Origin of the sequence: Mucilaginibacter polytrichastri (assembly GCF_001911425.1) — a bacterium.
Classification (GTDB): Bacteria; Bacteroidota; Bacteroidia; order Sphingobacteriales; family Sphingobacteriaceae; genus Mucilaginibacter; species Mucilaginibacter polytrichastri.
Genome location: NZ_MPPL01000001.1, coordinates 5359162 through 5382775, shown reverse-complemented (window position 1 = coordinate 5382775; position 23614 = coordinate 5359162). Strand labels below are relative to the sequence as shown.

Genomic DNA, 23614 nt, shown 5'->3' with positions numbered 1-23614 from the left:
GCACCATCTTCTTCGCCGGTAACTACAAAGCCCGCCACTTTATTAAAGTTAACCGGCATGCCGCTATTGTTTTTTACAGGATAAAGTCCATTCATACGTTCCAGCACCCGCATGGCCACACTCGACATTTGGCCTACCCAGGTAGGGCTGGCCATAATCAAAATATCAGAAGCCAATAGTTCTTCCAATATCGCGGGCCAGGCGTCACCATTGCCCATGTCAGACTTTGAACCCGCCTTAACATCATGATCTGCTATACGGATCAATTTGGTTTCGGCCCCAAGCCGTTCCAGCTCTTTAATTACTTCATTGGCCAACGCTTCTGTGTTCGATACAATGGGCGATGGCTTTAGCGTACAGTTAAATATAATAGCTTTCATAAAAAGATAAATGAAAAAGACCGGATAGATGTTATCCGTCCGGTCTGTAAATAAATTAAACTGATTGAATAATTAATCCTGGGTAATTGGTTCGTGGTGCGCATGGCAGGCCTCGGCACACTGGCGGCAAGCCTCGGCACACGCTTGGCAATGCTCCATATCGTGCTTTGCACATTCAGTGGCACAAAGGCGGCAAATTTCTTCGCACAAAACAAGGTATTGATGTGCAATAATAGAGTCGCGTTGTAATAAACGTGCGCCGATATTGCAAATATCTGCACAGTCTCTGTCGAGCACAATGCAATTGACCATATATTTAACTTCCTCTTCGCCAAGGCATGCGGTAGCGCAATGCTCGCATGCTAATACACAATCCAATAATTTTTGGATTAGTGCCTGGTGGTTATGATTGTGTTCCATAGTATTGATGTTTGTATATATAATAAAGCATCCATACGGCACTATGTTTTAAATAAATTAGCTACCAGTTTTTTAATTGCTTAAGGTAAACGGTGAGTTCTTCGGCTATTTCCCGATGCTCGGCCATATCCGGGTGCGTGCCGCAGCCATGAAAATATCGTTTGCTAAAAAAGTAATGGGTCACCTTTTCATCACCGGCATGGTTTACATAATTATTAATGGAGGTGATGTATTTCTTGAGCACTGGCGTAAGGGTAGAATCGCCCATTGGGCTGGTTAAGCACACAATATCGGCTTTAGGATAATGCATCCTGATATCTCCTATAAACTTTACATAAGCGCTGCAGTAGGCGGTAGAATCCTGGATGCCGTCATTTTGGCCTAAACAAACGGTAACCACATCGGGCTGATATTGGGTAAAATTCCATTTAATAGAATCTGTACGCATATTTATCTTATCAAATACCTGCGGCATCTGGATCTTCATATCGCAGCAGCTATGAATAAGCCCGATACCTGATACCGAACTTAGCACATATTGCGCATTTAGCGCACGCGAAGTTAATGGCCCATAGCTCATATACGCATTATGCTGATCGTACCATGTGCCTTTACCGCAAGCTATTGCTGTCATATCCATACTGCTGCCACAGGTAATAGAATCGCCAATATATTCTATTTTACGGCTTGGCTTGGCTGGCAGGGAGAGCAGTTCGGCACATTTAATGCCGGTAAACTCCAGGTAACCGATGCCCGATTCTGTGTCTTTGCAAATCGTGATGGTATGCACGCCGTAAGGCAGGTTTTCGGCAGCTTTAATTACATTGGTTTTGCCGTTGGTTTGCAAACGAACGGGTTTTTGGTTATCAATCACAACCTCTATATAGTTATGGGTAGTGCCGTATAAAACTTCATCGTTTAACATAATAGTGCATGAAGTACCCTTAAAACGGGCCTGTACATAAACCGCCGGCGACCAGAAACGCGGCTTTAAAGGGTTGGTAAAATCTATCCGCCCTGTGTATTGTATTTTAGGGTTATTGGCTGCAAAAACAACAAGATTAGATTTAACGTTAGTTTTGCTTTTAGCTTGTGTAAAACACACAGCTAGGCATAATAACAGGCAGAGATAATGCTTCATGATTTTTAATAATTGACCGCTTAAATATAAGATCATTTTATACCGATGCCCAACAATGAAAAATATAGATGATACTTTACAGCAATACTATCAGCAATTACATAAAAAAGGGATGAAAGCTTATGCCTTCATCCCCCTTGTCAAAACACTATAGAAAATATTAAACTTAATTTCTCTTAATTTCCGTTATTAACGTCAGTTACACGGTAAACTTTTTGGCCATATTGGTCGCGTTCTTCGTGGTAATAAATACCTGCCGGATCTACATAGTATTTTTCATTATCAATGCTTACTTTTCTGCAATTTGGCGGCAAGGCTTGTACAACATCACCGGGCTGTAATATATTTTGCTGGCGTTGCGGCTGAACCTGTTGTTGTTGCTGCTGCTGTGGTGCATAATTCTGATCCTGCTGATTGTTAGAATCATCCTGATAATCACCCGCACCTGTAGATAATTGACCGTCTTTCCCAGCTATCTGGTAAGCTTGTGAACCGTCATCCCTTGTTATTGGCAGGTAATACACGCCATTAGCCTCGTAGTATTGCGTACCATCAATTACTATAGATTGTACATTTGATGGCAGGCTTGTAATTTCTGCGCCTATTGGCGGTTCAACTACAGTATATTGATTATTATCATTTTGTTGGTAGTAATAACCTCCGCTATAAAAATATTGGTCGGGGCCGAAGTAGAACGGATAGTATCCATAAGGCAATATACCGATGCTGAAACCTAAACGAGGTGCATAATAGCGGCCATAAAAACCACCATGATTGTAAAAGCCACCTCTGAAACCACCATAATAGCCGCCTCTGTATCCACCACCGCGGTAGTACCCACCTGCACCAGGCCTGTAATAACCGCCTCTGCCCGGGGCATAACCCGGACGGCCACCGCCGTATCCTCCACGGTTAAAGCCATAATGGCCCTGGCCGCCTTGTGCATAACCGCCACCCGGACGACCACCGTTATTAAAACCGCCGCGCGGCCCGGTAACTACATGACCGCCGCCACCACCTGGACGGCCGCCTGAAAAGCCGCCACCACCGCTTGGACGACCACCGCCACCACCGCCGCCGCCATGGAAGCCACCGCCTCCACCACCGCCGCTGTGCGAGCCACCGCCTCCGCCTCCACCGCCGTGTCCGCCACCGCCACGTTGGGCATCAGCATTTGTTGCTACAAACAGGGTTAATAACCCGGTTACAACTGTTAATGAGAATAATTGATATATGCGTTTCATAATTTAACCTTCAATTTCAGCCTTTTATTGCTGTTGGTATTAATATGACCTTTCGCAGCTAAAAAAGTTTAATCGTACTTTAAATTTTTGTTAAGGCTACAATTAAATGACATTATAGGTTAGTTACTTTGTAAATCCTTATGTAATCTATCTGCATAGTACATGGGAAAGATGAATCATCCACACCTTGTAGCCCGCCCCAATCGCCACCAACTGCTACATTAAGCATCAGGTGAAAGCGCTTATCAAAAGGCCATACCATATAACCGGTACCTTCATTTTTAAATACCATTACCTGGTTATCGTCAATAAAAGCAGTTACCGAGGCTGGTGTCCAATCTATCCGGTAAGTATGGTAATCACTTATTGCTGTGGGTACATTAATAGTAACGCCTTTTTGCGTGTTAATGGTATGGTTGTATGCACCAGTATGCATGGTTACATAAATATTATAAGGATCGTAACCTACGTGTTCCATCATATCCATTTCGCCCGAGTTGGGCCATGCACCGTAGGCATTATCTGTAGGCAGCATCCATATAGCAGGCCAGGTACCTTTGCCGCCCGGAATTTTTGCCCGAACCTCAATGCGGCCATAAGTAAAATTACCCGCACCCTTAGAAAACAAACGTGCCGACGAATATTTGTTGCTGCCCACGTTTTCTTTACGGGTGGTAATAATAAGGTTGCCATTATTAATGGCTACGTTGTTGCCGTTGGTGTAATATTCCATTTCGTGGTTGCCCCACCCATCGCCACCTATATCATAACCCCATTTGCTGGTATCGGGCTGGCTGCCGGTATTAAATTCTTCGGCCCAGGTTGGCGTGGTATCAAACAGATAGGTTTTATCGGTTACAGCATGATTATCTGTACCCGTATTACCACTTGGTCCGGGCGTAGCAGTTTTGCTTGAACATGACAGCAGGCTAATGCCTAACGACATGATAATAACTTTATAAGAAGATGGCATAAATTGGTTAATTGGTAACCTAATATACAGGCTTGCAATTATATATACGGTTATTATGATGAAAATATTGTTTGCTATTGAAGCATTTTGCCTATTAGCCCGGCCGTTTTGTTGATTAGATATATCAACTATTCTATTGACATATCAAAAGCTCAATGTTAACAAAGTCGTTATTTTAGAAAGGATTTTAGACGCAATTTTAAAAATCATATATCAAACAAAAATGATATAGTTTTTAACTATATCGTCATTAACGGCTTATTACCAGACTCATGTTTGCCTAGATAGTCTCTGCAATAAATAAGTAGGGTTGATTAAATTCCATGGTAAAAAAGCCATCAGCAGCAGTTTCAAACGTGGTTTCATTTAAGGGTTTTAAACCAGTATATGTTAATTGCGTGGGCTGGCTTATCAACTTAACAATATCACCTGCGGGTGTCCATTTACTAAATCCCGGTTTAATGGGGTAAATTTTTTCATCATGCTGGTAAATCACCAAGTCAATCTGTTCTGCATAGGGCAAATACTTATCCGCGTTAAAGTTGTCGGTAATAATATTAACGGCTCGGTAACCCTGGTCTATTAAGTGGAATAGTGCTGTCTCGAGATAAAGTTCATGCTCAACGAGCATCAGCTTTACGTCCGACTGCAGATCATTGATGGGTTCATTGGCTATAAGCCAGTCTATTTTAATTTGGTTATCATGAAGCTGTATAGCCGTTTCGGGGATGGCTATTAGAGTGGGGCTCCACTCCAGCAGTTGGCCAAGTAGTTCAAAAGCGAAATCTGCCATGCTTAATACCAATAAAGCAGGTTCTTGTTTTTCACGAACGATGTGGTGCGATGACATGAATATATTTAACCGTTAAATTGATAAAGCTAATTGTATTTTTGCATACCTGTTTAATATGACTACAAAAAACCAGCCCAACTTTGCTTTGCTTGTGCACACGTGCGACAGGTACCAGTTTTTATATCCCGGCTTCTCTGCGTTTTTTAATAAATATTGGGATTTTAGTATTCCCTGTACTTATTACTTCGCTACAGAAAACCTGGAGGTGAATATAAATGGGTTCAGAAATATTCGTTCAGGTTCAGGGCAATGGTCAGACCGATTGGCTCATTTGCTGCGAAATGAAGTCAAAGAAAAATATGTGATCTATTTCCAGGAGGATATGTGGCTGGATAAACCTGTAGATGCTACTTTTTTTAAAGAATTATTTAAACTGATAGAAAGTAATAATTGGAAACAGGTAAAACTCACCAGCTCTGATGTATACCAAACTAACCCTACCGGTTACCAGGTTGAAGGCTTTACGGTTGCGCAACTGGATAATGAAAAATCGGGGTACCTGATGTCGCACCAGGTTACCATTTGGGACAAGGAATATTTATTGAACCAGTTACCCAAAGATGAGCACCCCTGGCGTAATGAACGTAAAGGGACTAAACGCCTTAAAAAATTGAACCCCGAAATTTTCCAGGTTGATTACTTTGCAGAGAATGGATACCAGGAGATTAACCTGAATTACAACCCTGCTTTGCGGAGCGGTTATCAAACCATATCGCAAAACAGTGCGTTGAATGACCGCGTATTGCCTTATATCAATGAGTTAAAGCAATACCCTTTACATGCAGCTTACGCATCGGAACTGCAACTGCATTACGATGACCAGCTAACCCACGATGGCAAACCCAAGCCACGCAAGGATGACATTTTTAAGCGAATTAAGAACTGGCTGAAAGGTAAATAGTATCAGCAATTAGCTGCTAACGCATTACAATCCCCATCCCATTAGTAAAAAACGAATTGATACTTACCGGTAATTTACCGGTTGGCTTAATTTGCCCGGTAATTACTTTTACAGCTGCCAGTTGCATAAAATCATCTTTTTGATAGCAAGCCAGCAAGGCTCCTGCTTTTTCCAGGCCGGGCAGGCCGGCTATGGTGTAGGGGTTAGCAAATACGCTGATAACGCTATTGGGTTTGCCCGCCAGTTCTGCAATCATTAGCTTCACATTACTGCTGTAATCGAGTTTACTGGCCGGGCGAAGGCGCATATCATGCACACCGACAATAACCTGGTCGAAGCCTTTTAAACCTTGCAACATGGTATTCATATCGGCAACCGACATATCTTTAGGGATATAAAACGGCATACTATTGGTAAAATAATGGCCGAGCTCCTGCTGGTATGGCGTTAACGCAGTTGCCCCGATGCTGACCAGCGCAGTACGCTTGGTAACATCCAGTTTACCAATCAGGCTATCGCCCTTCAGCAGCGTAATCGCAGCATCACCTAATTGTTGTACTAATGCTTTAGCGGATGTATTATTAATAGCTGCACTTAGGTTAGTTGTATTTACAGGCTCATAATGATTTAACCCAACCCAATATTTAGCGGCAAGCACTTTTTTTACCTTAGCTACAAATTCATCTTTTGTAATTTCATCTTTCCGTATAGCCTTGCGGATCATTTTGATAGCGCGGTCCGAATTTTCTGATAGTTCCAGAATATCATTCCCGGCCAAAAATGCGCGTACGTCTGCCTCCCCGTTAGGGAAAAACTTGGTTACCCCCTTCATTTCCATTGCATCTGATACTACCAGGCCTTTAAAACCCAGCGAATCTTTCAGTATCCCGGTAATAATAGGGCGCGAAAGGGTTGAAGGCAAACGCGCCGTGGTATCCAGCGATGGGATGTTCATATGGGCGATCATAATACCACTGATGCCGGCTTTAATCGCTTCGCGGAAAGGGTATTCTTCCAGCGAATCTAAACGTGCACGGCTAAAAGGGAGTTGCGGCAAATCCTGATGCGAATCTACATTGGTATCACCATGGCCGGGGAAGTGTTTGGCTGTGGTTAACAAGCCACCGCTTTGCATACCCTGCATATAGGCAATCCCTTTTTCGGCCACATTATATTTATTATCACCAAATGAGCGGTAGTTGATTACCGGGTTATCAGGGTTGTTATTTACATCCATATCGGGCGCAAAGTTCATTTGCGCACCAATGCGTTTAAACTGCGCGGCTACTTCCTGCCCCATTTTGTAAATAAGCTGGTTGTCTTGTATGGCGCCGAGCGTCATCTGATAAGGGAAGGCAATGGTCGAATCCAGGCGCATGCCCAAACCCCATTCGCCATCCATAGCAATTAACAGCGGCACCTGGGCCAATTGCTGGTAAGTGTTTACAAGATCGGCCTGCCGGCCGGGGCCACCCTGAAAGAATACCAGGCCACCCACTTGCTGGTTTTTTATCACCTGCCCAACCGAGTCGGCATAGGCCTGCCCCCTGTTGGTGTGGGCGCGTACAAATAATAATTGTGCAACCCGGTGCTTTTTACTAAGTTTTTTATAAACCGAATCTACCCAATGATTTTGTACCGATAGCGAGGTTATAAATGGTTGCTGTTGTGCTGATGCACAAAGTGTTACGATACAAAAGAAGAGCAATAGGGATAAGCAGCGGATTTTTTTACAAACGGTCATCAGATAGTTTTTCTTTTTGAGGTACAGCCAATTAACTGAGCCTTAATTAAATATTTTAACAACAAATAAACCTTTATGGTTCTATCTGCTCTAAAAATAGATTTACGAAAATAAATAAACATAGTTATGAAAAAACACTTCTTTGTTGCAATAGCACTACTTTTAATGGCTGGCACAGTTAGTGCGCAGTTTTACCGACCGCGCCAACGCCGTCAGGAAAACACCTACAACAATAATTTCCGCCCTGCTTTCAGCATTATTGGTGGCGTTAACGTGGCTAATATTATTAAAGGTAATGGCAATTACACTTACGGCTCTGATACCAAAATTGGCCTTAATGTAGGTGTTGGTTTAGACCTGCCTATTATTTACCCACTATCATTTGCGCCAGAGGTGTTGTACTCGCAAAAAGGTTATACTTCGCAAACCAACTTTGGCCAGTTTAAACAACGTACCGATTATATTGATGTGCCTTTGTTAGCCAAGATCCATGTGGTACCAGGCTTTAATATTTTGGTAGGCCCGCAAATTTCATTCCTGGTATCTACTACCAATACGTTTGATAACGGGTTTTCGCAAACCACACAGCAATCTTATAACAACAGCAGCAACGGGTACAATAAAACACTGATTGACGGTGTGGCCGGTGTAAGTTTTGACCTGAGCCAAAATATTGAATTGCGTGCCCGCTATACCTTAGACTTTGACCGTATTAATGATAACGGCGATACCTATATACCTAATTACCGTAACCAAGTTTGGCAGTTTGGCTTAGGTTTCAGATTTTAAGTTTTGTTTTGTGTAAATGATTGATGATAGGTCATCCGGGGCATTGTTTCCGGATGACTTTTTTTTATTTACATATCTAATGCAACATGTAAGCGCAGCTTATTGGCGGCTTGTTACTTTTGTATAAAAGTTAAGGGTTTCTTCAATCTCCCGCGCCAGCGCAAAATGCTTTAACTGCTCATACCCTTTTTCTATATATTGCTTTCTGAGTGAGGTATCTGTAAGCAGTTCTTCTATGGTTTTATACATGCTGTGAGTATCATCGGGTGCAAAGTAATGCACTGCATCGCCTCCCACTTCGGGGAAGCTGCTCGTATTGCTGGCGGCAACCGCACAGCCTACCTTAAAGGCCGTTAACAACGGGTATCCAAAACCTTCATACAACGATGGAAACACAAATACTTGTGCTTGCTGGTATAGGTAGTTTAACTGTGCATCATTTACTATTAGTTGCCTGCAATGGTTTTCTACCTTAAGTTTTTCTATCAGCAACAATTCTTCCTGGTCAAATGCCACCCCTGCACAAATTAAATGCAGATCGGGGTGCTGATTTCTTAACCCGGCAAAACACTGCAGCAGCCGAGAAAAATTTTTATAATTTGCCCGCTCGCCTACAAACAACAAGTAAACTGCAGGCAGGTTGGCTACTTGTTCTATAATAGCTTGCTGGTTATTGTTACTACCCTGGTATATCATTTATATCTATTCTGCCGGGATGCGCGTTGTTTTTTATTTAGGCAACATCTTGTTGCCTAAAATATTGAGACCAGCTCATAAATACATAAATCCTTATGGCTTTCTGGGCTTTATTTATAAATACGGATGATGGCAGGTGAAATGTAACAGCTACTGTTTTTTTATTTTCAGTTTGTTGCATTACTTGTTACACGAAAAATACCGGCTTTATAATATTAATTTGTTACAGATAATTGTAGTTAACCTTTGTGGCCTTTAATCCACCGTTTAAACCGGTTTTTAAGCTTATTATGCCTTTTGTAGCGGGCTTCTAAATCAAACTCTTCCCATAGTGTTAACCGGTCGGCTTCTTTTTCGGGAAGCAGGTATTGGGGGTGATTAATTTCGGTTAGCGTTTCTAAAGGTATAGCTGCAAAGATACTTTCTGCATTGACCGTATTTTCTGCCAGCTCTCCAAAACCAATGTTACTAACGAGGTTGTTGTTAGAAACAATATTAACACAGTGATTAAACAGGTGGCTAAACGTTATCTGATAATCCCAAGTATCTATTTTGCCCGCTTTAGTATCTTTGAAAATATGTTCCCAGGTATCTACAATTAAAGGATCATCAAATATTTTCTCTAATTGTTGCCTTACATCTTCTGCCTTGTATTGAGCAAGGCTTTTATCGTATAGCGCCCATGATCTTTTCCAGGTGGCCCAGCCCCAGCCATTTGTTAAGTTAGAAAAGTAATAAGAGGCGTCGCCCCATTTTTTATTCGTTAAATTACTTCCCGATATAAGCCATATTCTTGTATCGTACCTATACTTTTCGAGCATTGCATCACAAAACATAAAAAAGCTGTTAGCGGGTAGGCAATCATGCTCTAAGATAATCCCCTCTGTTTCGTTGTCAAAAAACCAGTCGATAGCAGAAGAAATAGCCTCTTTAGGGCCTAGGTTATTTTCTCTGAAAAGTGTTTTTACTTCGCATTCCCAATCAATAGCTGCTAATACCGTATCCCTGGTTTCTGCACACTTTTTGTCCTCGCCTTGTTTCGCAATCCTTGGGCCATCTGCTGCGATGTATAATCGTTTTGGCTGGGCGATACGTATAGCGGCAAACACTTGTGCGGTGGTATCGGGCCTGCTAAAAATAATAAATAGTACAGGAGATTTAGTTTGATAATTATTTTGAGGGAAAGTATTCACACTACAAAATTGGGAAAATAATAATGAATAATCGTTTACACAAAAAAATGATTTTTTTGTGTATTCTAATTAGCCGTTAGTTAATATTCAATATATAAAGCAGTTAAATCCAAACGAATAATTGTTTTAAAAGTACCATGAGAGTTATAAATTCTCTATAGTAAGTAGAAAGTATTAATCTATCAGAATCAAATTCGAGTGAATATTACACGCTTTTAAAGAAATTTATTAATCTAAAATTAACATTGTTTAATTAATATTGCACTGGTTTTAATGCCTAAACCATATCATTTTAAATACATGAAAAAAATTGCTATTTTTTTATTTGCCGTAGCTCTATGGACTTCGTGCAAAAAACAAGACACCCTGTCTGAACAAAAGTCAATACCAACCCCTACTAAAAAAACATTTTCGGCCGGCGATGGCGGCTGGGATGTGCTTGGCTACGGCTATAATGTTTTGGGAATATACGCAAATTCGAGTGCTACAACATTTCAAATTATAAACGTTGCCCAACTTAAAGCAGATTATCCAGACAAAATTGAAACAGATTTATCGAAAACTCAGACTGCAGATCTTAATATCGGTTCTGATGCATTAAGCTATTTAAAAACAATAGCTCCAAATATATCAATAGGGACAGATACATCAGCTAAATTCAAAGCCACAATTAAAGCGGCTTTTAAAGATTCAACCGCATTTTCATCCCAATACGTTTACAGTAGCTATAATCTCATTATACAACAAAAAAGGCTGAAGATTAACTCAACAATAGATCTTCTTAAGAACTATTTAAATGCAAATTTTGTAAATGATGTACAAAACCAGTCTGCTGCATACGTTGTAAGCCATTATGGTACGCACGTTTTAACCGACGCTATATTAGGCGCAAAACTCGACATGATTTACCGCTCTGCAACCACAAGCACGGATAGAAAATCAGCTTCATCTTCTGGTTTAGATATAGGAATTAAAAATATATTTAATATTAGTACAGGGCTAAATACAACTTCGGCACAAAGCAGTAAAAACTATAGCTCCACATTACATTATGCTACTCACGGTGGCGATCCCTCAAAAGCGTTAATTGGTGATATTTCGCTAAACGGAACTACTCCGGCTACTATAAACATTACTAGCTGGCAAAATAGTTCTACTGTACAAAATGCAGAATTAATTGACATTGGAAGCACAGGGTTAGTAGAAATATCTCAGTTAATTGCTGATCCAGTAAAAGCCTCAGCTTTGCACAATTATATTATTCAATATTTAGCAGCTAATCAAGCTTCTCTTTTACCTGCACCCGTATATGAGTTTTATGCTTTAAATATCGACAAACACGCATTTAATTTAAATCCATCTTTGAATGCGAGTTCCCCTAATTACACTGCTTATGGAGAAACTTTTGACGCCTATACATTTCAATATGCCAGCAGCGTGCCTGTATATCAGTATTACCACCCCCAATCTCAAGACCACTTGCTAACAACAGATCCTTCAGCGGCTCTCTCTTGGGTACAACGAGGATATAATCAAGACGGGATTTTATTTTATGCCTATACTACTCAAGTAGCCGGCACAATACCGGTTTATGCATTCTATAAACAGAACAGTCCGGATCATTATTATTCAACTAATAGAAATGTTGTAGCTGGGCAGTCCTATTGGGCCTATCAAGGCATTTGTTTTTATGCTTACCCTAAAGCAATTAACTAAAACACTTTTAGAGCAGGCTGCAATCACCTTTTTGTGGTTGTAGCCTGCTAAAAGTTATAGTAACATACCTCCGTTTACGCGTTAAAGGTTTGCATATCAATTAACTTACGGTACAAACCATTGGCTGCAATCAGTTCTGTATGGGTACCCTGTTCTGCAATACGGCCGGCCTCTAAAACTATAATAATGTCTGCACTTTGTATGGTGCTTAAACGGTGGGCAATAATTAACGAGGTTCGGTTCTTCATCAGGTTATTTAATGCATCCTGCACCAGTTTTTCTGATTCGGTATCCAGGGCCGAGGTCGCTTCGTCTAGCAACATAATTGGCGGGTTGGCCAGCACTGCGCGGGCAATACATATACGCTGACGCTGGCCGCCTGATAGCTTGGTGCCGCGGTCGCCAATATTAGTTTGATAACCTTGTTCGGTATGCTCGATAAAGCTATGTGCGTTAGCAATACGTGCGGCGGCTTCTACCTGCTCTGGTGTAGCTTCGGGCTTGGCAAAGGCAATGTTATTATAAATGGTATCATTAAACAGAATCGATTCCTGGTTAACCACGCCCATTAATGAGCGTACCGAATTTATAGTTAACGAATTTAAATGATGCCCGTCTATTAATATCTCACCTTGTTGCGGCTCAATAAAACGTGGGATAAGATCCATCATGGTAGATTTACCACCACCCGATGGGCCTACCAAAGCAACCGTTTTGCCTTTAGGTACGGTGAAGTTAATGTGCGATAACACTACCTTTTCGTCATAGGCGAAGGTTACATCTTTAAACTGTATTCCTTCTTTAAAGTCGGTTATTGGCTTGGCACCAAGCGCATCTTTAATTAGCGGCTTAGTATCTATCAGCTCCAATACACGCTCACCGGCGGCTATACCCGAGTGGATATTACTAAACGAATCTGAAATGGCTTTTGCCGGGCGCATTACCTGCGAGAAGATAGCGATATAAGCAATAAAGTTTTCGGCAGTAAGCGTAGACTGGTGATTGATAACCAGCGAACCGCCATATAATACAATACCCGCAACCATTAAAACACCCAAAAACTCAGATACCGGCGAAGCCGATTGCTGGCGCTTGGCCATAGACCGGATGATTTTCGAGTACATTTTATTTTGATCGTGGAACCTGTCTTTAATGTAATTGGTGGCATTAAACGCTTTGATAATCTTCATGCCCGACAGTGCCTCGTCCAGGTAACTAATCATGGTGCCATAAGTTTCGTGCGAGGCCTGGGCCTGGCTTTTTAAGCGTTTAACTATGCGCGAAATGATTAAACCCGCTACAGGTATAATGAGTAATGAAAATAGGGTGAGCTTAACTGATAAGGCAAACAACGTTACCAGGTAGGCTATCATGGTTAAAGGTTCTTTAAAAATTACTTGCAAAGTACCTGTAACAGAATATTGCACCACCTGTACATCTGACGCTACTTTTGATATAATATCGCCTTTACGCTCATTGCTAAAGTAGCCGAGGTGCAAATCCATTACATTATCAAAAACACTTTTACGCAGGTTTAGCAGGGTATGGATGCGCAGGTTTTCCATTACCCGCTGCGATATGTACCTGAAAACATTGCTTAACAGTACAGAGATCACAATAATAACGCAAACAAACTTAAGCGCACCAAGCGGGCCATAATCAATAGTGGCCTGGTGTGCATAGTAGTTTAGCAAATCTATTACGTGGGTCCAGCTGGCTGGTTTGGGTACGGGTGCTTTAGATTGAAAGAACAAAGCTTTCAATAAAGGAGCCAACAAGGCCAGGTTTAGCGTACTAAATATTACGGTAAGTATGGTAGCAAGTATATAAGGAATAGCAAACTTCTCTATAGGTTTTGCAAAGGAGAGCAGCCGAAAATAAGTCTTCATCTAAAATATTAAAGTTTGCAAAAATATTAATAACGGCGGTTATTACCTATTTATGCTTTTAAACGGGTTAACTTTTTACCCTTTACCGACTTACGAATAATGGCAAACACCTCCTGCAAGCCTAAATCGTTATTGTTGGCTTGCGTTAGCGCTTTAATTTTTGTGTGCTAACCGCTGATCAATGCCCCATTTTTAATGAAACTGGTATAGCTTTTGGGATAATAACCGATAGTGATTTGCCTGCCAAGTTGTATTATTTAATAATTTTATAATTGCGGTATTCGCTCACGCGCCAGCCGGTAAGGTCTTCTATTTTCTGCAATACCTTGCGGCGAAACGTCATCTGTTTTTTCAACTTATCCAAATCGATGTTGAGTTTCCAGTTAGTGGCCGCAATACGCGGCTGCATTACTGCCGGGTGTGTACCTGTAAACGGCAATAGGCGGTCGGCATTGTGATAGCTAAACTCAAAAGTTTGCGGCAGGTTCTCTTCCAGCCAGCTATCATCATGATAAAACTGGTTAAAATTACGCAGCTTACTTTCCAATCCTTTTGGTGGTTTCACCCAGCCATAATGATAGATATAAGCGTCGATCAGTTTAACATTGATCTTCCTGTCGGCCCAGCGGAAACCCTGCGCATCACGATAGGAGTGAATGGCTTTATTATTACGCAACACGCGGATCTCCCTACGGTACCAGCGGCGCGAATGGCCGTAATAGTCATACGAACCATAAAAGTGTAGATATTTTAAAAGCAATCCTTCTATACTGGCATCGCTCAAATTATCTTCCATTGCTTTTTTTATTACCGGCAAATATCGCTCGTGTACGCACTCATCACCCTGGATGTAAAAAGCCCAATCGGCATCGGGTGATATTGCCTTAAAAGCCTTGTCGGTTTCCACAGCAAATACAGACCCACCATCGCGCAATGATTCATCCCAAACGGTATGGATAATTTTTATTTTAGGCGAATTGATGCCGAGTAGCAACTGCTCGGTGCCATCGTTGCAATTGCCAAGTGCTACCACAAACTCATCGCAAATGGGCAATATGGATGTAATGGCCTCCACAACGGGATAGTCATTTTTAACGGCGTTTCTGATAAAGGTAAAACCTGCTATTTTCATTTAATGGCAGCAAATATAAGGTATCGGCATGATACTGTAATTTCAATACATTTGTTATTAGATGGCAGGCACAGGGCAAATTAAAATACCTCATTATAGTAACTTCCGGTCGGTGGCACGGGCACTAACCGTGGTAGAAAATAGCCTTGCCGGGGCGGCCAATCTTTTACAAGCATTGCCTTTTAATAATAGCACACCTGTTATTGGCATAACCGGCCCGCCGGGTGCAGGTAAAAGCACGCTGGTTAATAACTTGATTACCGAACTGATTACAGGCGGCAAACACATTGCTGTTTTAGCTATCGACCCTACTTCGCCATTCAATTTCGGCTCATTACTGGGCGACAGAATCAGGATGGTTCCGCATTTTAACAACCAGCAGGTATATATTCGTTCACTGGCTACACGAGGTTCTCTGGGTGGCCTGTCGGCCAAAACCATCGAAATGGCAGATGTACTGCGCGCCGCTCAGTTTGATTATGTGCTGATTGAAACCGTAGGCGTAGGCCAGTCTGAAGTGGAGATTGCCGGGCTGGCTGATATTACCATGGTGGTATTGGTACCGGAAGCGGGCGACGAGATCCAGAACATTAAATCGGGCTTAATGGAAATTGCCGATGCCTTTATTGTTAACAAGGCCGATCGCGCCGGTGCTAATGAGTTTGCAGGCAAGCTAAAAAAGCTATTGACTGACCAGCACGATAATATCCCGGTGTTTAAAACGGTGGCTTCGCAAAACGAAGGAGTAGGTGAAATTGCAACCTTCATCCACTATCAAACACCAAAAAACAACGAACGTAAGGTGTTTTTAACGGCTGAGAAAGCATATCATATTATAAAGGAGCATCGCATGGCCGATATTGACAAAAAAAAGCTCCGGCAACAAATTGCCGAAGCTTTAAAGAATGATACTCAGTTTAACCTGTACAGCTTTGCTGCACAGTATTGAAAAGTCCTCCCTTCCGGGCGAGGATTTAGGTGGGGCTTCTACGAATTCATGATCTCTTCTATATGATCTGCCTCTACAGGGATATCAGCCATCAGGTCAATATTGCCGTCTTTAGTAATCAGGATATTGTTTTCGATACGGATACCCAAACCTTCTGCCGGGATATAGATACCTGGTTCGCAGGTTAAAATATTGCCGGCTTCAAATGGTTTGTAACGGCTTGCATAATCGTGCACATCTAAACCAAGGTGGTGCGAGGTGCCGTGCATAAAGTATTGCTTATATAATGGAGCGGCGGGGTTTTGGTTTTTAACATCGGTTGCATCAAGTAAACCAAGGCCGATCAATTCGCTGGTCATAATTTTGCCTACCTCTTCATGATATTCATTCCAGATAGCACCGGCAACCAATAACTTGGTAGATTGGCGCATCACCCGCAGCACTGCATTATAAACAGCCTTTTGCCGGGGTGTAAAGCGGCCGTTAACTGGCACAGAACGGCTCATATCTGCGTTGTAATTGGCGTATTCGGCACCAAAATCAAACAGAATTACATCTCCATCTTTACAAATCTGGTTATTATCAATATAATGCAGCACATTTGCATTGGCCCCCGAAGCTATGATGGGGCTGTAAGCATGGCCGGTTGCACGCTGCCTGATAAATTCATGGATAATCTCGGCTTCAATTTCGTACTCCGCTACGCCGGGCTTTACAAATTTAAGCACACGTTTAAAAGCATCATTAGTAATAGCACAAGCCTTTTTAGTCAGCTCAACCTCTATGTCAGATTTTATCACCCGCAAATCGCGCAGTATTGGTGCCGAGCGAATGTAATTATGTAAAGGATATTTCAGCTTTAATTCTTCAAATTTACGAATATCACGAGTTGGCATCTCGTATACATACCTGTCATTTTCGTTTGTATTAATATACACATTGTCGGCATAGTTGATAATACTGTGCAAAATGCTGGTAAAACTATCCAGCCAAAATACTGTTTTAATACCCGATGCCGAAAAAGCCTCTTCTTTGGTATACTTATGGCCCTCCCAAATAGCAATGTGCTCGTTGGTTTGTCTTAAAAAGAGTACTTCTTTGTATAGTGGATTAGGACAATCCGGAAAAAGCAACAGTATACTTTGTTCCTGGTCTATGCCCGAAAGATAAAAAAAGTCTGGATTTTGTTTAAAAGTGTAGTTTTGGTCTCCGCTGCGGTTAAATTCTTCATTAGAATGAAACAGTGCTATTGACTGCGGCTTTAATCGCGAAACGAAATTTTTTCTATTAGTAGTAAATAAATCATTGTTTATGGATGTATATTTCATACTTCTTTTTTCATTGTACATTTATTAAACAAATTTTTCTTCTATTTGTCTAACTATTTAACAGTTTTGGAACGGTGTTTGGTAACGTTTCAAACATAATTACTAATTTTGAAAAAAAAATCACAATTAAATTTGTTTAATCTAAAAACTATGAACTATTCTACATTAAAGAAAACAGTTGCTTTGTCAGTTGCGTCTTTGATGGCAGTAGGTATGGTGCAAGCACAGACTTCGACCACTACTACTACCACAGACACCACTACTAAAACTTCTGGCACTACTACAGCTAAGGTATTTGGCGGTAGAGGACAGTACAACACCTGGAGCTTCGGGATTAACGGAGGTGTAACCGCACCTGTTGTTGCTACCGGTGGTTCTAATGATTACACTAACTGGAAAACTAGCTACGGTTACGGAGCTACTTTGAGATGGCAAGTTGCTCACTCATTCGGTATCCAAGGTAACTTCAATGGTGGTAAATTAGAAGGAAACAACAAAGATGCTCTTAACGGTTTCCGTGATGATCGTCAATCTTTCTCAACTAAATTTTACAGCGGAACCATTACTGGTGTTGTAAACGTTGCAACTATCGATTACTTACGTCGCAAAAACGCAATCAATTTCTTCGTTACAGCTGGTGCTGGTTTAGTATGGTATAACCCTACTATGGTATTAGGTAACGGTACTGATTTTGTTTACAGCAATGCAGACGGTTCTAAGCACTATGTTAAAAGTTTAGTTATCCCTGTAGGTGTAGGCGTTAAATTCCGTCTGGCTGATGCATGGGCTCTGAACTTAGGTTACACTGAAAACTTCACTGATGATGACATCCTTGATGGTTTAAACAGAGGTTACCCTTCTAAAGACAAATATTCTTACGGTTATGCTGGTTTAGAGTATACTTTCGGTCCTAAATCTAAAGCAAACTTAGACTGGGTTAATCCAGTAGCTATGATGTATGACGAATTATACGATGCAGCTTTACGTCAAGAAGTTGAAGCTTTAAAAGGCCGTGTTACTAATGTTGAAAACGCAGTTAACGACCTGAAAAAAGATTCTGACGGTGACGGTGTTTCTGATCAATTTGACAAATGCCCTAACACTCCTGCAGGTACTGTAGTTGATGGTTCAGGTTGCCCATTGAAGAAAGATACTGTTATGGTTGGTGGTGCTGCTGCTCCGGCTGCTTACACAAACATCCAGTTTGACTTTGATAGCTCTGTATTAAGAACTTCATCTTACCCAACTTTAGATGCTGTTTCTGCTGACCTACGTGCTAACACTGCTAAATCTCTTGAATTAGACGGTTTCGCCTCATCTGAAGGTACTGCCGCTCACAATATGCACCTATCTAAAGACCGTGCTAACTCTGTAAAAACTTACTTAGTTAACTCTGGTGTTGAAGCTAGACGTGTAAAAGTTAAAGGCTTAGGTGAAACTAGACCTATCGCTGACAATTCAACCGAAGAAGGACGTGTACAAAACCGTCGTGTTGAATTCGTTCAAAAATAATTAACACAAAATTAGTATTACGAAAAGGCGTCCCATCGGGACGCCTTTTTTGTTTAACTTTGTTTTATGTACTTCTTTCGCAAAAAAGATCCAAACCGGCCGGATAACTTTAACCTGAGAGTAATGCATTTTATTAATGCACTGGCCATTGTTATGTTTTTAGCCGGTATTATCTGGAAACTGATTGATGTATTCTTTATCAAAAAGTGAAATACCACGCATGAAAACCATCATTAATACTTTAAATGCGCCTGCGCCTATTGGCCCTTACAGCCAGGCTGTAAAAGCAGGTAACTTTCTATTTGTATCAGGGCAGATAGCCCTGGACCCAAAAACCGGCGAACTGGTTATCAGCGACATTCCGTCTGAAACTAAACTGGTAATGGAAAATCTGAAAGCTATTTTAACCGAGGCCGGTACAGATTTTAGCGCCGTTGTTAAAACCACTATCTTTTTAAAAGATATGGGCAACTTTGCAACAGTTAATGAAATTTACGGTTCATACTTTACCGATAATTTTCCAGCCCGCGAAACCGTACAGGCCGCTGCGTTACCTAAAAATGTAAATGTTGAAATATCTGTAATTGCAGTATTTGGTTAATGAAACAAAAAAAAGCCTCATTTATATATTTACTGGCAGCTATTGGGGCTGCATTTATATGGGGCTTTTTAACTATCCCTTTAAAGCGTTTACACCACATCGGCTACGCATCACAGCAAATTCTTTATTACCGGGTGCTTACCTCTTTGGTTATCATCTGGATTTATAACCTGGTATTCCGCTACAAAATTATTAGCCATGATGTGCGGGTGCTTAAGGCCATGCCGCCAAAACAACGCACCAAAGTTTTATGGCTGCTGTTTGGCACCGGGGTGTTTATAACCGGCAACTGGTTCTCATACATTTATGTGGTAAACCACATTAGCGTTAAGGTGGCTGCATTTGCTTATTTTATCTGCCCGCTGTTAACAGCGGGTGGCGGGTTCCTTATTCTTAAAGAACAACTCTCTAAAGTAAAAATAGCCGGTATTGTTATTGCCATTTTAAGCGTTATTATTTTATCAACAGCTTCGTTTACGCAAATGCTGATGTCATTTACAGTAGCTATATTTTATGCTGCTTACCTGGTAATACAACGGGTGCTTACCCAGTTTGATAAAATAAATATGCTGGCCCTGCAATTGCTTATCTCGGTAATAATTTTGATGCCTTTTTATATTTATGAATTTAACGGCCTGCCCCAATCGGCAGAGTTTTGGGGTAACATTACAATAATAGCCGTACTGTTTACCTTGGTACCGTTGCTCCTAAGTTTGTATGCCTTAACCGGCCTCCCGTCCTCAACGCTGGGCATCACCATCTATATTAATCCCATTGTTACTTTCGTGGTAGCGTTTGTATATTTTCACGAGGCTTTCGATCAGTCTCAGCTATTGGGTTACCTGCTATTACTGGCATCGGTTATTGTATTTAACTGGGGCATGATTGGCAACCTGTTTAAGCGGAAAGATCAGCTTCAAACAGAACTCATTTAAACTTCCCGGTTTTGAATCAGATATTTAAAACATCGGTTGATTATGTGCGGGGCGTTGGTACAACCCGCGCCGAGATGCTCAAAAAAGAGTTGGGTATTTTTACTTTCGAAGATCTGCTTCGCCATTTCCCGTTTAAATACATCGATCGTACTAAGTTTTACAAGATCAGGGATATTAATGAAGACCTGCCGCACGTACAGGTAATAGCCCGGCTTACGCAAAAAGAATTGGTAGGTGATAAACGCACCAAGCGACTGGTAGCCAGAGTACAAGACGATACCGGCACTATGGAACTGGCCTGGTTTCAGGGGATTAAATGGGCCGAGAAAAATTTAATTGTAGGCAAAGCCTATATCATATTCGGCAAGCCTGGTTCTTTTAACGGCAAGGCCCAGATGGCCCATCCCGAGATTGAGCCCTACAGCGCCGAAGCCTTACAGCGCAAGGGAAACCTAACGCTGCAACCGGTTTATAGCTCCACAGAAAAACTTAAATCATTTTCGCTGGATAGCAAGGGAATCCAAAAGCTAACGGCCATATTGCTGGAACAACATGGAAAAGATATAGAGGAAAACCTGCCGCAATACATTCTGCAAAAATTTAAGCTGATGGGCCGTAGCGATGCCTACCGCAGCGCCCACTTCCCAGAAGATGCTACCGCTTTGCATGAAGCACAGTACCGCTTAAAGTTCGAAGAGCTTTTTAACATTCAGCTTAAGCTGCTTAAAAACAAATTACTGCGTACCCAAAAGTACCGGGGCAATGTTTTTGAAAAGGTAGGCCATTACTTTACAGGCTTTTATGAAGATAAATTGCCTTTTGCCCTCACCAATGCTCAAAAAAAGGTATTGAAAGAAATACGGCTGGATACCCAGCGCGGTGTACAGATGAACCGCCTGCTGCAAGGCGACGTTGGGAGCGGCAAAACAGTTGTGGCCCTCATGACAGTGCTTATGGCTATAGATAATGGCTTCCAGGCCTGCTTAATGGCCCCCACAGAGATTTTAGCAACGCAACACTATCATTCTATTAAAGGTTTAGTGGGTGATGATTTTATTGAGCTTGCCTTGCTTACAGGTTCAACCAAACAAAAAGCCCGCAGGCCCATCCACGAAAAGCTGGAAGATGGCACCCTGCAGTTGCTTATCGGTACACATGCCTTGCTGGAAGATAAGGTGCAGTTTAAAAACCTGGGGCTTGCTGTTATTGATGAGCAGCACCGCTTTGGTGTAGAGCAGCGCTCTAAACTTTGGCGCAAAAATGCGTTACCCCCGCATGTATTGGTAATGACGGCCACACCAATTCCACGCACCTTGGCCATGACCTTGTATGGCGATTTGGATGTATCTGTAATTAACGAATTACCTGCAGGAAGAAAGCCGATAGAAACTGTCCATTTTTACGAGAACCAACGCCTGCGTATGTTTGGCCTCATGAAACAGGAAATTGCCAAAGGCCGGCAGATTTATGTAGTATACCCGTTGATTAAAGAAAGCGAAAAGCTAGACCTGAAGAACCTGGAAGATGGGATCGAAACCATGTCGCGCGAGTTTCCGTTGCCTGATTACCGCATCAGCGTAGTACATGGTAAACTAGCCGCTGCAGAAAAGGAAGCAGAGATGCAGCGTTTTGTAAGAGGCGAAACTCATATTATGGTAGCCACTACCGTAATTGAAGTTGGCGTTAATGTGCCCAATGCCTCGGTAATGATCATCGAAAACTCCGAACGTTTCGGCTTATCGCAATTGCACCAGTTACGCGGACGGGTTGGCCGCGGGGCAGAGCAATCTTATTGCATCCTGATGAGCGGACATAAACTAAGCCGCGAGGGCCGAATCCGCCTGGATACCATGGTTGCCACCAACGACGGCTTTAAGATCTCCGAGATCGACTTAGAACTACGTGGTCCGGGAGATATTGAAGGCACCCAGCAAAGTGGCGTACTCGACCTTAAAATGGCTAATCTCGCCACAGACCAGGAACTCCTGATGACCGTACGGCACCAGGTAGAAGAGATCTTCGAAAAAGACCCGCAACTCGCGCACCCCGAAAACCAGATACTACACCAAATGCTGCAAACTAAGAGTGGCGGGTTGAGCTGGGATAAGATATCTTAAAACTTTTCAAATAAACGTTGGCATTTTGCCAACATTTATTTACATTTGATTACTTTAAATCATTTAACATACGGAGGATACATGCACAAATTTTTAAAAGTAATTTATTTAAGAAATGAACATCCTTTATTTATTAAAGCTTCAAGCATTTACAAAAAAGCATGCAGATGCCAGTAAAAGTATTACTGCATGGAAGATTGTAACTGAACGTGCTAAATGGAAACAAAGCACCGATGTATTAAATGATTTCCCCAAAGCCAAGATTATTAAAGGTGATCGGGCAAGATTTAAAATTACAGGGAATAAATACCGCCTAATCGTCGAGGTGGATTATGTCGACGAAATTGTAGAAATACGTTTTGTAGGAACCCACGCAGAATATGATAAGATAGATGCTGAAACTATCTAACTCAAGTGTGTTTTTCTACATTAATGAACAGTATAAAAATGAGTACCAAACCTCAGTGGTTTTTGATAGAAACAGAGCAAGAATACAATGCTGCGATTGTCCGGTACGAGGAAATTAAACGTGCATCAAAAGGTTCAGCAGAACATAAAGAAAAGCTGCTTTTAGTCCATTTAATTTCTGAATACGAAAAATCCATAGTGGAGTTGCCCGAGGTAGATCCTGTAGAATTAATTAAGATAAGGATGGAAGACTTTGGATATAAATCTGCTGACCTTGCAAAAGAATATGGCGACAAGGGAACCATCAGCAAAGTACTAAGCTATAAGCAAGCATTGTCCCTTACTATGATCAGGAAGTTTAGCGAAATGCTGAGGATTCCTGCTGAATCCTTAATTAAGCCATATGAATTAAAAAATTCAGCTGCAGCTATTTCATAATTAGCATTAACTATTTTAAAACTTTAACGCGCTGGTTATCTAATTAGCCACCTTCTTTACCAATCGCCAAAATAGGTAGATCAATGAACCCAATATCGGTACCACTAACATAATGGCTATCCAAAGTATCTTGTTATTCCTGTCAATGTTTTTATTGCCGATGGTGTGCACCAAGGTAAAGATGAGCAGTAGGAGCCACACCACCATTAAAATTAAACCGAACGTGCCCGATACCAAAGGGATATTTTCCATTTT

General features: G+C 41.6%; 24 protein-coding genes. 11 read left to right on the top strand and 13 right to left on the bottom strand.

What is annotated here, in order from left to right; translation table 11 throughout:
* The 6 genes from RG47T_RS26515 to RG47T_RS23320 all read right to left on the bottom strand — a co-directional run.
* A partial coding sequence (locus RG47T_RS26515) for a flavodoxin family protein (RefSeq protein ID WP_216351099.1) occupies positions 1-380 on the bottom strand: 380 nt, incomplete at its 3' end.
* A gap of 72 nt (positions 381-452) precedes the next feature.
* The gene (locus tag RG47T_RS23340; protein WP_074492284.1) at positions 453-800 is read right to left on the bottom strand and encodes a four-helix bundle copper-binding protein; all 348 of its coding nucleotides are present in this window, start codon (positions 798-800) and stop codon (positions 453-455) included.
* Positions 801-861: 61 nt separating this feature from the next.
* Entirely contained in the window at positions 862-1941 is a 1080-nt protein-coding gene (locus tag RG47T_RS23335) for an SGNH/GDSL hydrolase family protein (protein ID WP_074493706.1), read from the bottom strand.
* Positions 1942-2117: 176 nt separating this feature from the next.
* The gene (locus tag RG47T_RS23330) at positions 2118-3185 is read right to left on the bottom strand and encodes a DUF6515 family protein (RefSeq protein ID WP_074492282.1); all 1068 of its coding nucleotides are present in this window, start codon (positions 3183-3185) and stop codon (positions 2118-2120) included.
* 112 nt (positions 3186-3297) lie between these two features.
* Positions 3298-4158 (bottom strand): glycoside hydrolase family 16 protein, encoded by an 861-nt coding sequence (locus RG47T_RS23325; RefSeq protein WP_074492280.1) that lies wholly within the window; start codon positions 4156-4158, stop codon positions 3298-3300.
* Positions 4159-4438: 280 nt separating this feature from the next.
* Complete coding sequence (locus tag RG47T_RS23320) at positions 4439-5008, bottom strand: hypothetical protein (protein ID WP_074492277.1); 570 nt, start codon at positions 5006-5008, stop codon at positions 4439-4441.
* A 58-nt stretch (positions 5009-5066) separates the two neighbouring features.
* Between RG47T_RS23320 and RG47T_RS23315 the strand changes: the two genes are divergently transcribed.
* Complete coding sequence (locus RG47T_RS23315; RefSeq protein WP_074492274.1) at positions 5067-5912, top strand: hypothetical protein; 846 nt, start codon at positions 5067-5069, stop codon at positions 5910-5912.
* A 16-nt stretch (positions 5913-5928) separates the two neighbouring features.
* Here RG47T_RS23315 and RG47T_RS23310 read toward each other — a convergent pair whose 3' ends face one another.
* Positions 5929-7656 carry a glycoside hydrolase family 3 protein gene (locus tag RG47T_RS23310; protein WP_074492271.1) on the bottom strand — a complete coding sequence of 576 codons (1728 nt, stop codon included), beginning with the start codon at positions 7654-7656 and terminating at the stop codon, positions 5929-5931.
* Positions 7657-7782: 126 nt separating this feature from the next.
* On the opposite strand from RG47T_RS23310, the gene RG47T_RS23305 reads away from it, so the two are divergent.
* The gene (locus tag RG47T_RS23305; RefSeq protein WP_074492269.1) at positions 7783-8445 is read left to right on the top strand and encodes a porin family protein; all 663 of its coding nucleotides are present in this window, start codon (positions 7783-7785) and stop codon (positions 8443-8445) included.
* A 99-nt stretch (positions 8446-8544) separates the two neighbouring features.
* On the opposite strand, the gene RG47T_RS23300 is transcribed toward RG47T_RS23305, so the two are convergent.
* Together RG47T_RS23300 and RG47T_RS23295 are read right to left on the bottom strand one after the other, a co-directional pair.
* On the bottom strand, positions 8545-9141 hold the full coding sequence (locus RG47T_RS23300) for a glycosyltransferase family 4 protein (protein WP_074492267.1): 597 nt from the start codon (positions 9139-9141) through the stop codon (positions 8545-8547).
* 239 nt (positions 9142-9380) lie between these two features.
* Positions 9381-10334: a nucleotide-diphospho-sugar transferase gene (locus RG47T_RS23295; RefSeq protein ID WP_074492265.1), complete on the bottom strand. Its 954-nt coding sequence runs from the start codon at positions 10332-10334 to the stop codon at positions 9381-9383.
* A 300-nt stretch (positions 10335-10634) separates the two neighbouring features.
* Here RG47T_RS23295 and RG47T_RS23290 point away from each other — a divergent pair, with 300 nt between their 5' ends.
* Positions 10635-12050, top strand: coding sequence for an MAC/perforin domain-containing protein (locus RG47T_RS23290; RefSeq protein ID WP_171972590.1), 1416 nt, complete (start codon positions 10635-10637; stop codon positions 12048-12050).
* 74 nt (positions 12051-12124) lie between these two features.
* Here the strand turns inward: RG47T_RS23290 and RG47T_RS23285 are convergent, their stop codons facing one another.
* Both RG47T_RS23285 and RG47T_RS23280 read right to left on the bottom strand, forming a co-directional pair.
* Positions 12125-13939, bottom strand: a complete 1815-nt coding sequence (locus tag RG47T_RS23285; protein ID WP_074492261.1) for an ABC transporter ATP-binding protein — start codon at positions 13937-13939, stop codon at positions 12125-12127.
* A 253-nt stretch (positions 13940-14192) separates the two neighbouring features.
* Positions 14193-15071, bottom strand: coding sequence for a glycosyltransferase family protein (locus RG47T_RS23280; RefSeq protein ID WP_074492260.1), 879 nt, complete (start codon positions 15069-15071; stop codon positions 14193-14195).
* Between the two features lie 61 nt (positions 15072-15132).
* Between RG47T_RS23280 and meaB the strand changes: the two genes are divergently transcribed.
* Entirely contained in the window at positions 15133-16020 is an 888-nt protein-coding gene (meaB, locus tag RG47T_RS23275) for a methylmalonyl Co-A mutase-associated GTPase MeaB (protein ID WP_074492258.1), read from the top strand.
* 38 nt (positions 16021-16058) lie between these two features.
* Here the strand turns inward: meaB and RG47T_RS23270 are convergent, their stop codons facing one another.
* A complete protein-coding gene (locus tag RG47T_RS23270) occupies positions 16059-17348 on the bottom strand; it encodes an aminopeptidase P N-terminal domain-containing protein (RefSeq protein WP_074492256.1) in 1290 nt (429 codons plus the stop codon).
* 108 nt (positions 17349-17456) lie between these two features.
* On the opposite strand from RG47T_RS23270, the gene RG47T_RS23265 reads away from it, so the two are divergent.
* The 7 genes from RG47T_RS23265 to RG47T_RS23240 all read left to right on the top strand — a co-directional run bounded on the left by RG47T_RS23265 (position 17457) and on the right by RG47T_RS23240 (position 23359).
* Positions 17457-18860 (top strand): OmpA family protein, encoded by a 1404-nt coding sequence (locus RG47T_RS23265; protein ID WP_317041626.1) that lies wholly within the window; start codon positions 17457-17459, stop codon positions 18858-18860.
* 66 nt (positions 18861-18926) lie between these two features.
* Complete coding sequence (locus tag RG47T_RS26230) at positions 18927-19070, top strand: DUF6728 family protein (RefSeq protein ID WP_171972589.1); 144 nt, start codon at positions 18927-18929, stop codon at positions 19068-19070.
* Between the two features lie 10 nt (positions 19071-19080).
* The gene (locus RG47T_RS23260) at positions 19081-19461 is read left to right on the top strand and encodes a RidA family protein (protein ID WP_074492253.1); all 381 of its coding nucleotides are present in this window, start codon (positions 19081-19083) and stop codon (positions 19459-19461) included.
* Entirely contained in the window at positions 19461-20396 is a 936-nt protein-coding gene (locus RG47T_RS23255; protein WP_074492251.1) for an EamA family transporter, read from the top strand. The genes RG47T_RS23260 and RG47T_RS23255 overlap by 1 nt, the downstream gene beginning before the upstream one ends.
* Positions 20397-20407: 11 nt before the next feature.
* A complete protein-coding gene (recG, locus tag RG47T_RS23250; RefSeq protein WP_074492249.1) occupies positions 20408-22513 on the top strand; it encodes an ATP-dependent DNA helicase RecG in 2106 nt (701 codons plus the stop codon).
* Between the two features lie 115 nt (positions 22514-22628).
* Positions 22629-22922 carry a type II toxin-antitoxin system HigB family toxin gene (locus RG47T_RS23245; protein WP_074492246.1) on the top strand — a complete coding sequence of 98 codons (294 nt, stop codon included), beginning with the start codon at positions 22629-22631 and terminating at the stop codon, positions 22920-22922.
* Positions 22923-22960: 38 nt separating this feature from the next.
* Positions 22961-23359, top strand: a complete 399-nt coding sequence (locus RG47T_RS23240; protein ID WP_074493703.1) for a helix-turn-helix domain-containing protein — start codon at positions 22961-22963, stop codon at positions 23357-23359.
* 39 nt (positions 23360-23398) lie between these two features.
* Here RG47T_RS23240 and RG47T_RS23235 read toward each other — a convergent pair whose 3' ends face one another.
* Complete coding sequence (locus tag RG47T_RS23235) at positions 23399-23611, bottom strand: PLDc N-terminal domain-containing protein (RefSeq protein WP_074492244.1); 213 nt, start codon at positions 23609-23611, stop codon at positions 23399-23401.
* Between the last annotated feature and the right edge of the window lie 3 nt (positions 23612-23614).

Coding starts and splice junctions, on each gene's coding strand:
- RG47T_RS23340 (WP_074492284.1), bottom strand. CDS start 800: ATGGAACACAATCATAACCACCAGGCACTAATCCAAAAATTATTGGAT.
- RG47T_RS23335 (WP_074493706.1), bottom strand. CDS start 1,941: ATGAAGCATTATCTCTGCCTGTTATTATGCCTAGCTGTGTGTTTTACA.
- RG47T_RS23330 (WP_074492282.1), bottom strand. CDS start 3,185: ATGAAACGCATATATCAATTATTCTCATTAACAGTTGTAACCGGGTTA.
- RG47T_RS23325 (WP_074492280.1), bottom strand. CDS start 4,158: ATGCCATCTTCTTATAAAGTTATTATCATGTCGTTAGGCATTAGCCTG.
- RG47T_RS23320 (WP_074492277.1), bottom strand. CDS start 5,008: ATGTCATCGCACCACATCGTTCGTGAAAAACAAGAACCTGCTTTATTG.
- RG47T_RS23315 (WP_074492274.1), top strand. CDS start 5,067: ATGACTACAAAAAACCAGCCCAACTTTGCTTTGCTTGTGCACACGTGC.
- RG47T_RS23310 (WP_074492271.1), bottom strand. CDS start 7,656: ATGACCGTTTGTAAAAAAATCCGCTGCTTATCCCTATTGCTCTTCTTT.
- RG47T_RS23305 (WP_074492269.1), top strand. CDS start 7,783: ATGAAAAAACACTTCTTTGTTGCAATAGCACTACTTTTAATGGCTGGC.
- RG47T_RS23300 (WP_074492267.1), bottom strand. CDS start 9,141: ATGATATACCAGGGTAGTAACAATAACCAGCAAGCTATTATAGAACAA.
- RG47T_RS23290 (WP_171972590.1), top strand. CDS start 10,635: ATGAAAAAAATTGCTATTTTTTTATTTGCCGTAGCTCTATGGACTTCG.
- RG47T_RS23285 (WP_074492261.1), bottom strand. CDS start 13,939: ATGAAGACTTATTTTCGGCTGCTCTCCTTTGCAAAACCTATAGAGAAG.
- RG47T_RS23280 (WP_074492260.1), bottom strand. CDS start 15,071: ATGAAAATAGCAGGTTTTACCTTTATCAGAAACGCCGTTAAAAATGAC.
- meaB (WP_074492258.1), top strand. CDS start 15,133: ATGGCAGGCACAGGGCAAATTAAAATACCTCATTATAGTAACTTCCGG.
- RG47T_RS23270 (WP_074492256.1), bottom strand. CDS start 17,348: ATGAAATATACATCCATAAACAATGATTTATTTACTACTAATAGAAAA.
- RG47T_RS26230 (WP_171972589.1), top strand. CDS start 18,927: ATGTACTTCTTTCGCAAAAAAGATCCAAACCGGCCGGATAACTTTAAC.
- RG47T_RS23260 (WP_074492253.1), top strand. CDS start 19,081: ATGAAAACCATCATTAATACTTTAAATGCGCCTGCGCCTATTGGCCCT.
- RG47T_RS23255 (WP_074492251.1), top strand. CDS start 19,461: ATGAAACAAAAAAAAGCCTCATTTATATATTTACTGGCAGCTATTGGG.
- RG47T_RS23245 (WP_074492246.1), top strand. CDS start 22,629: ATGAACATCCTTTATTTATTAAAGCTTCAAGCATTTACAAAAAAGCAT.
- RG47T_RS23240 (WP_074493703.1), top strand. CDS start 22,961: ATGAGTACCAAACCTCAGTGGTTTTTGATAGAAACAGAGCAAGAATAC.
- RG47T_RS23235 (WP_074492244.1), bottom strand. CDS start 23,611: ATGGAAAATATCCCTTTGGTATCGGGCACGTTCGGTTTAATTTTAATG.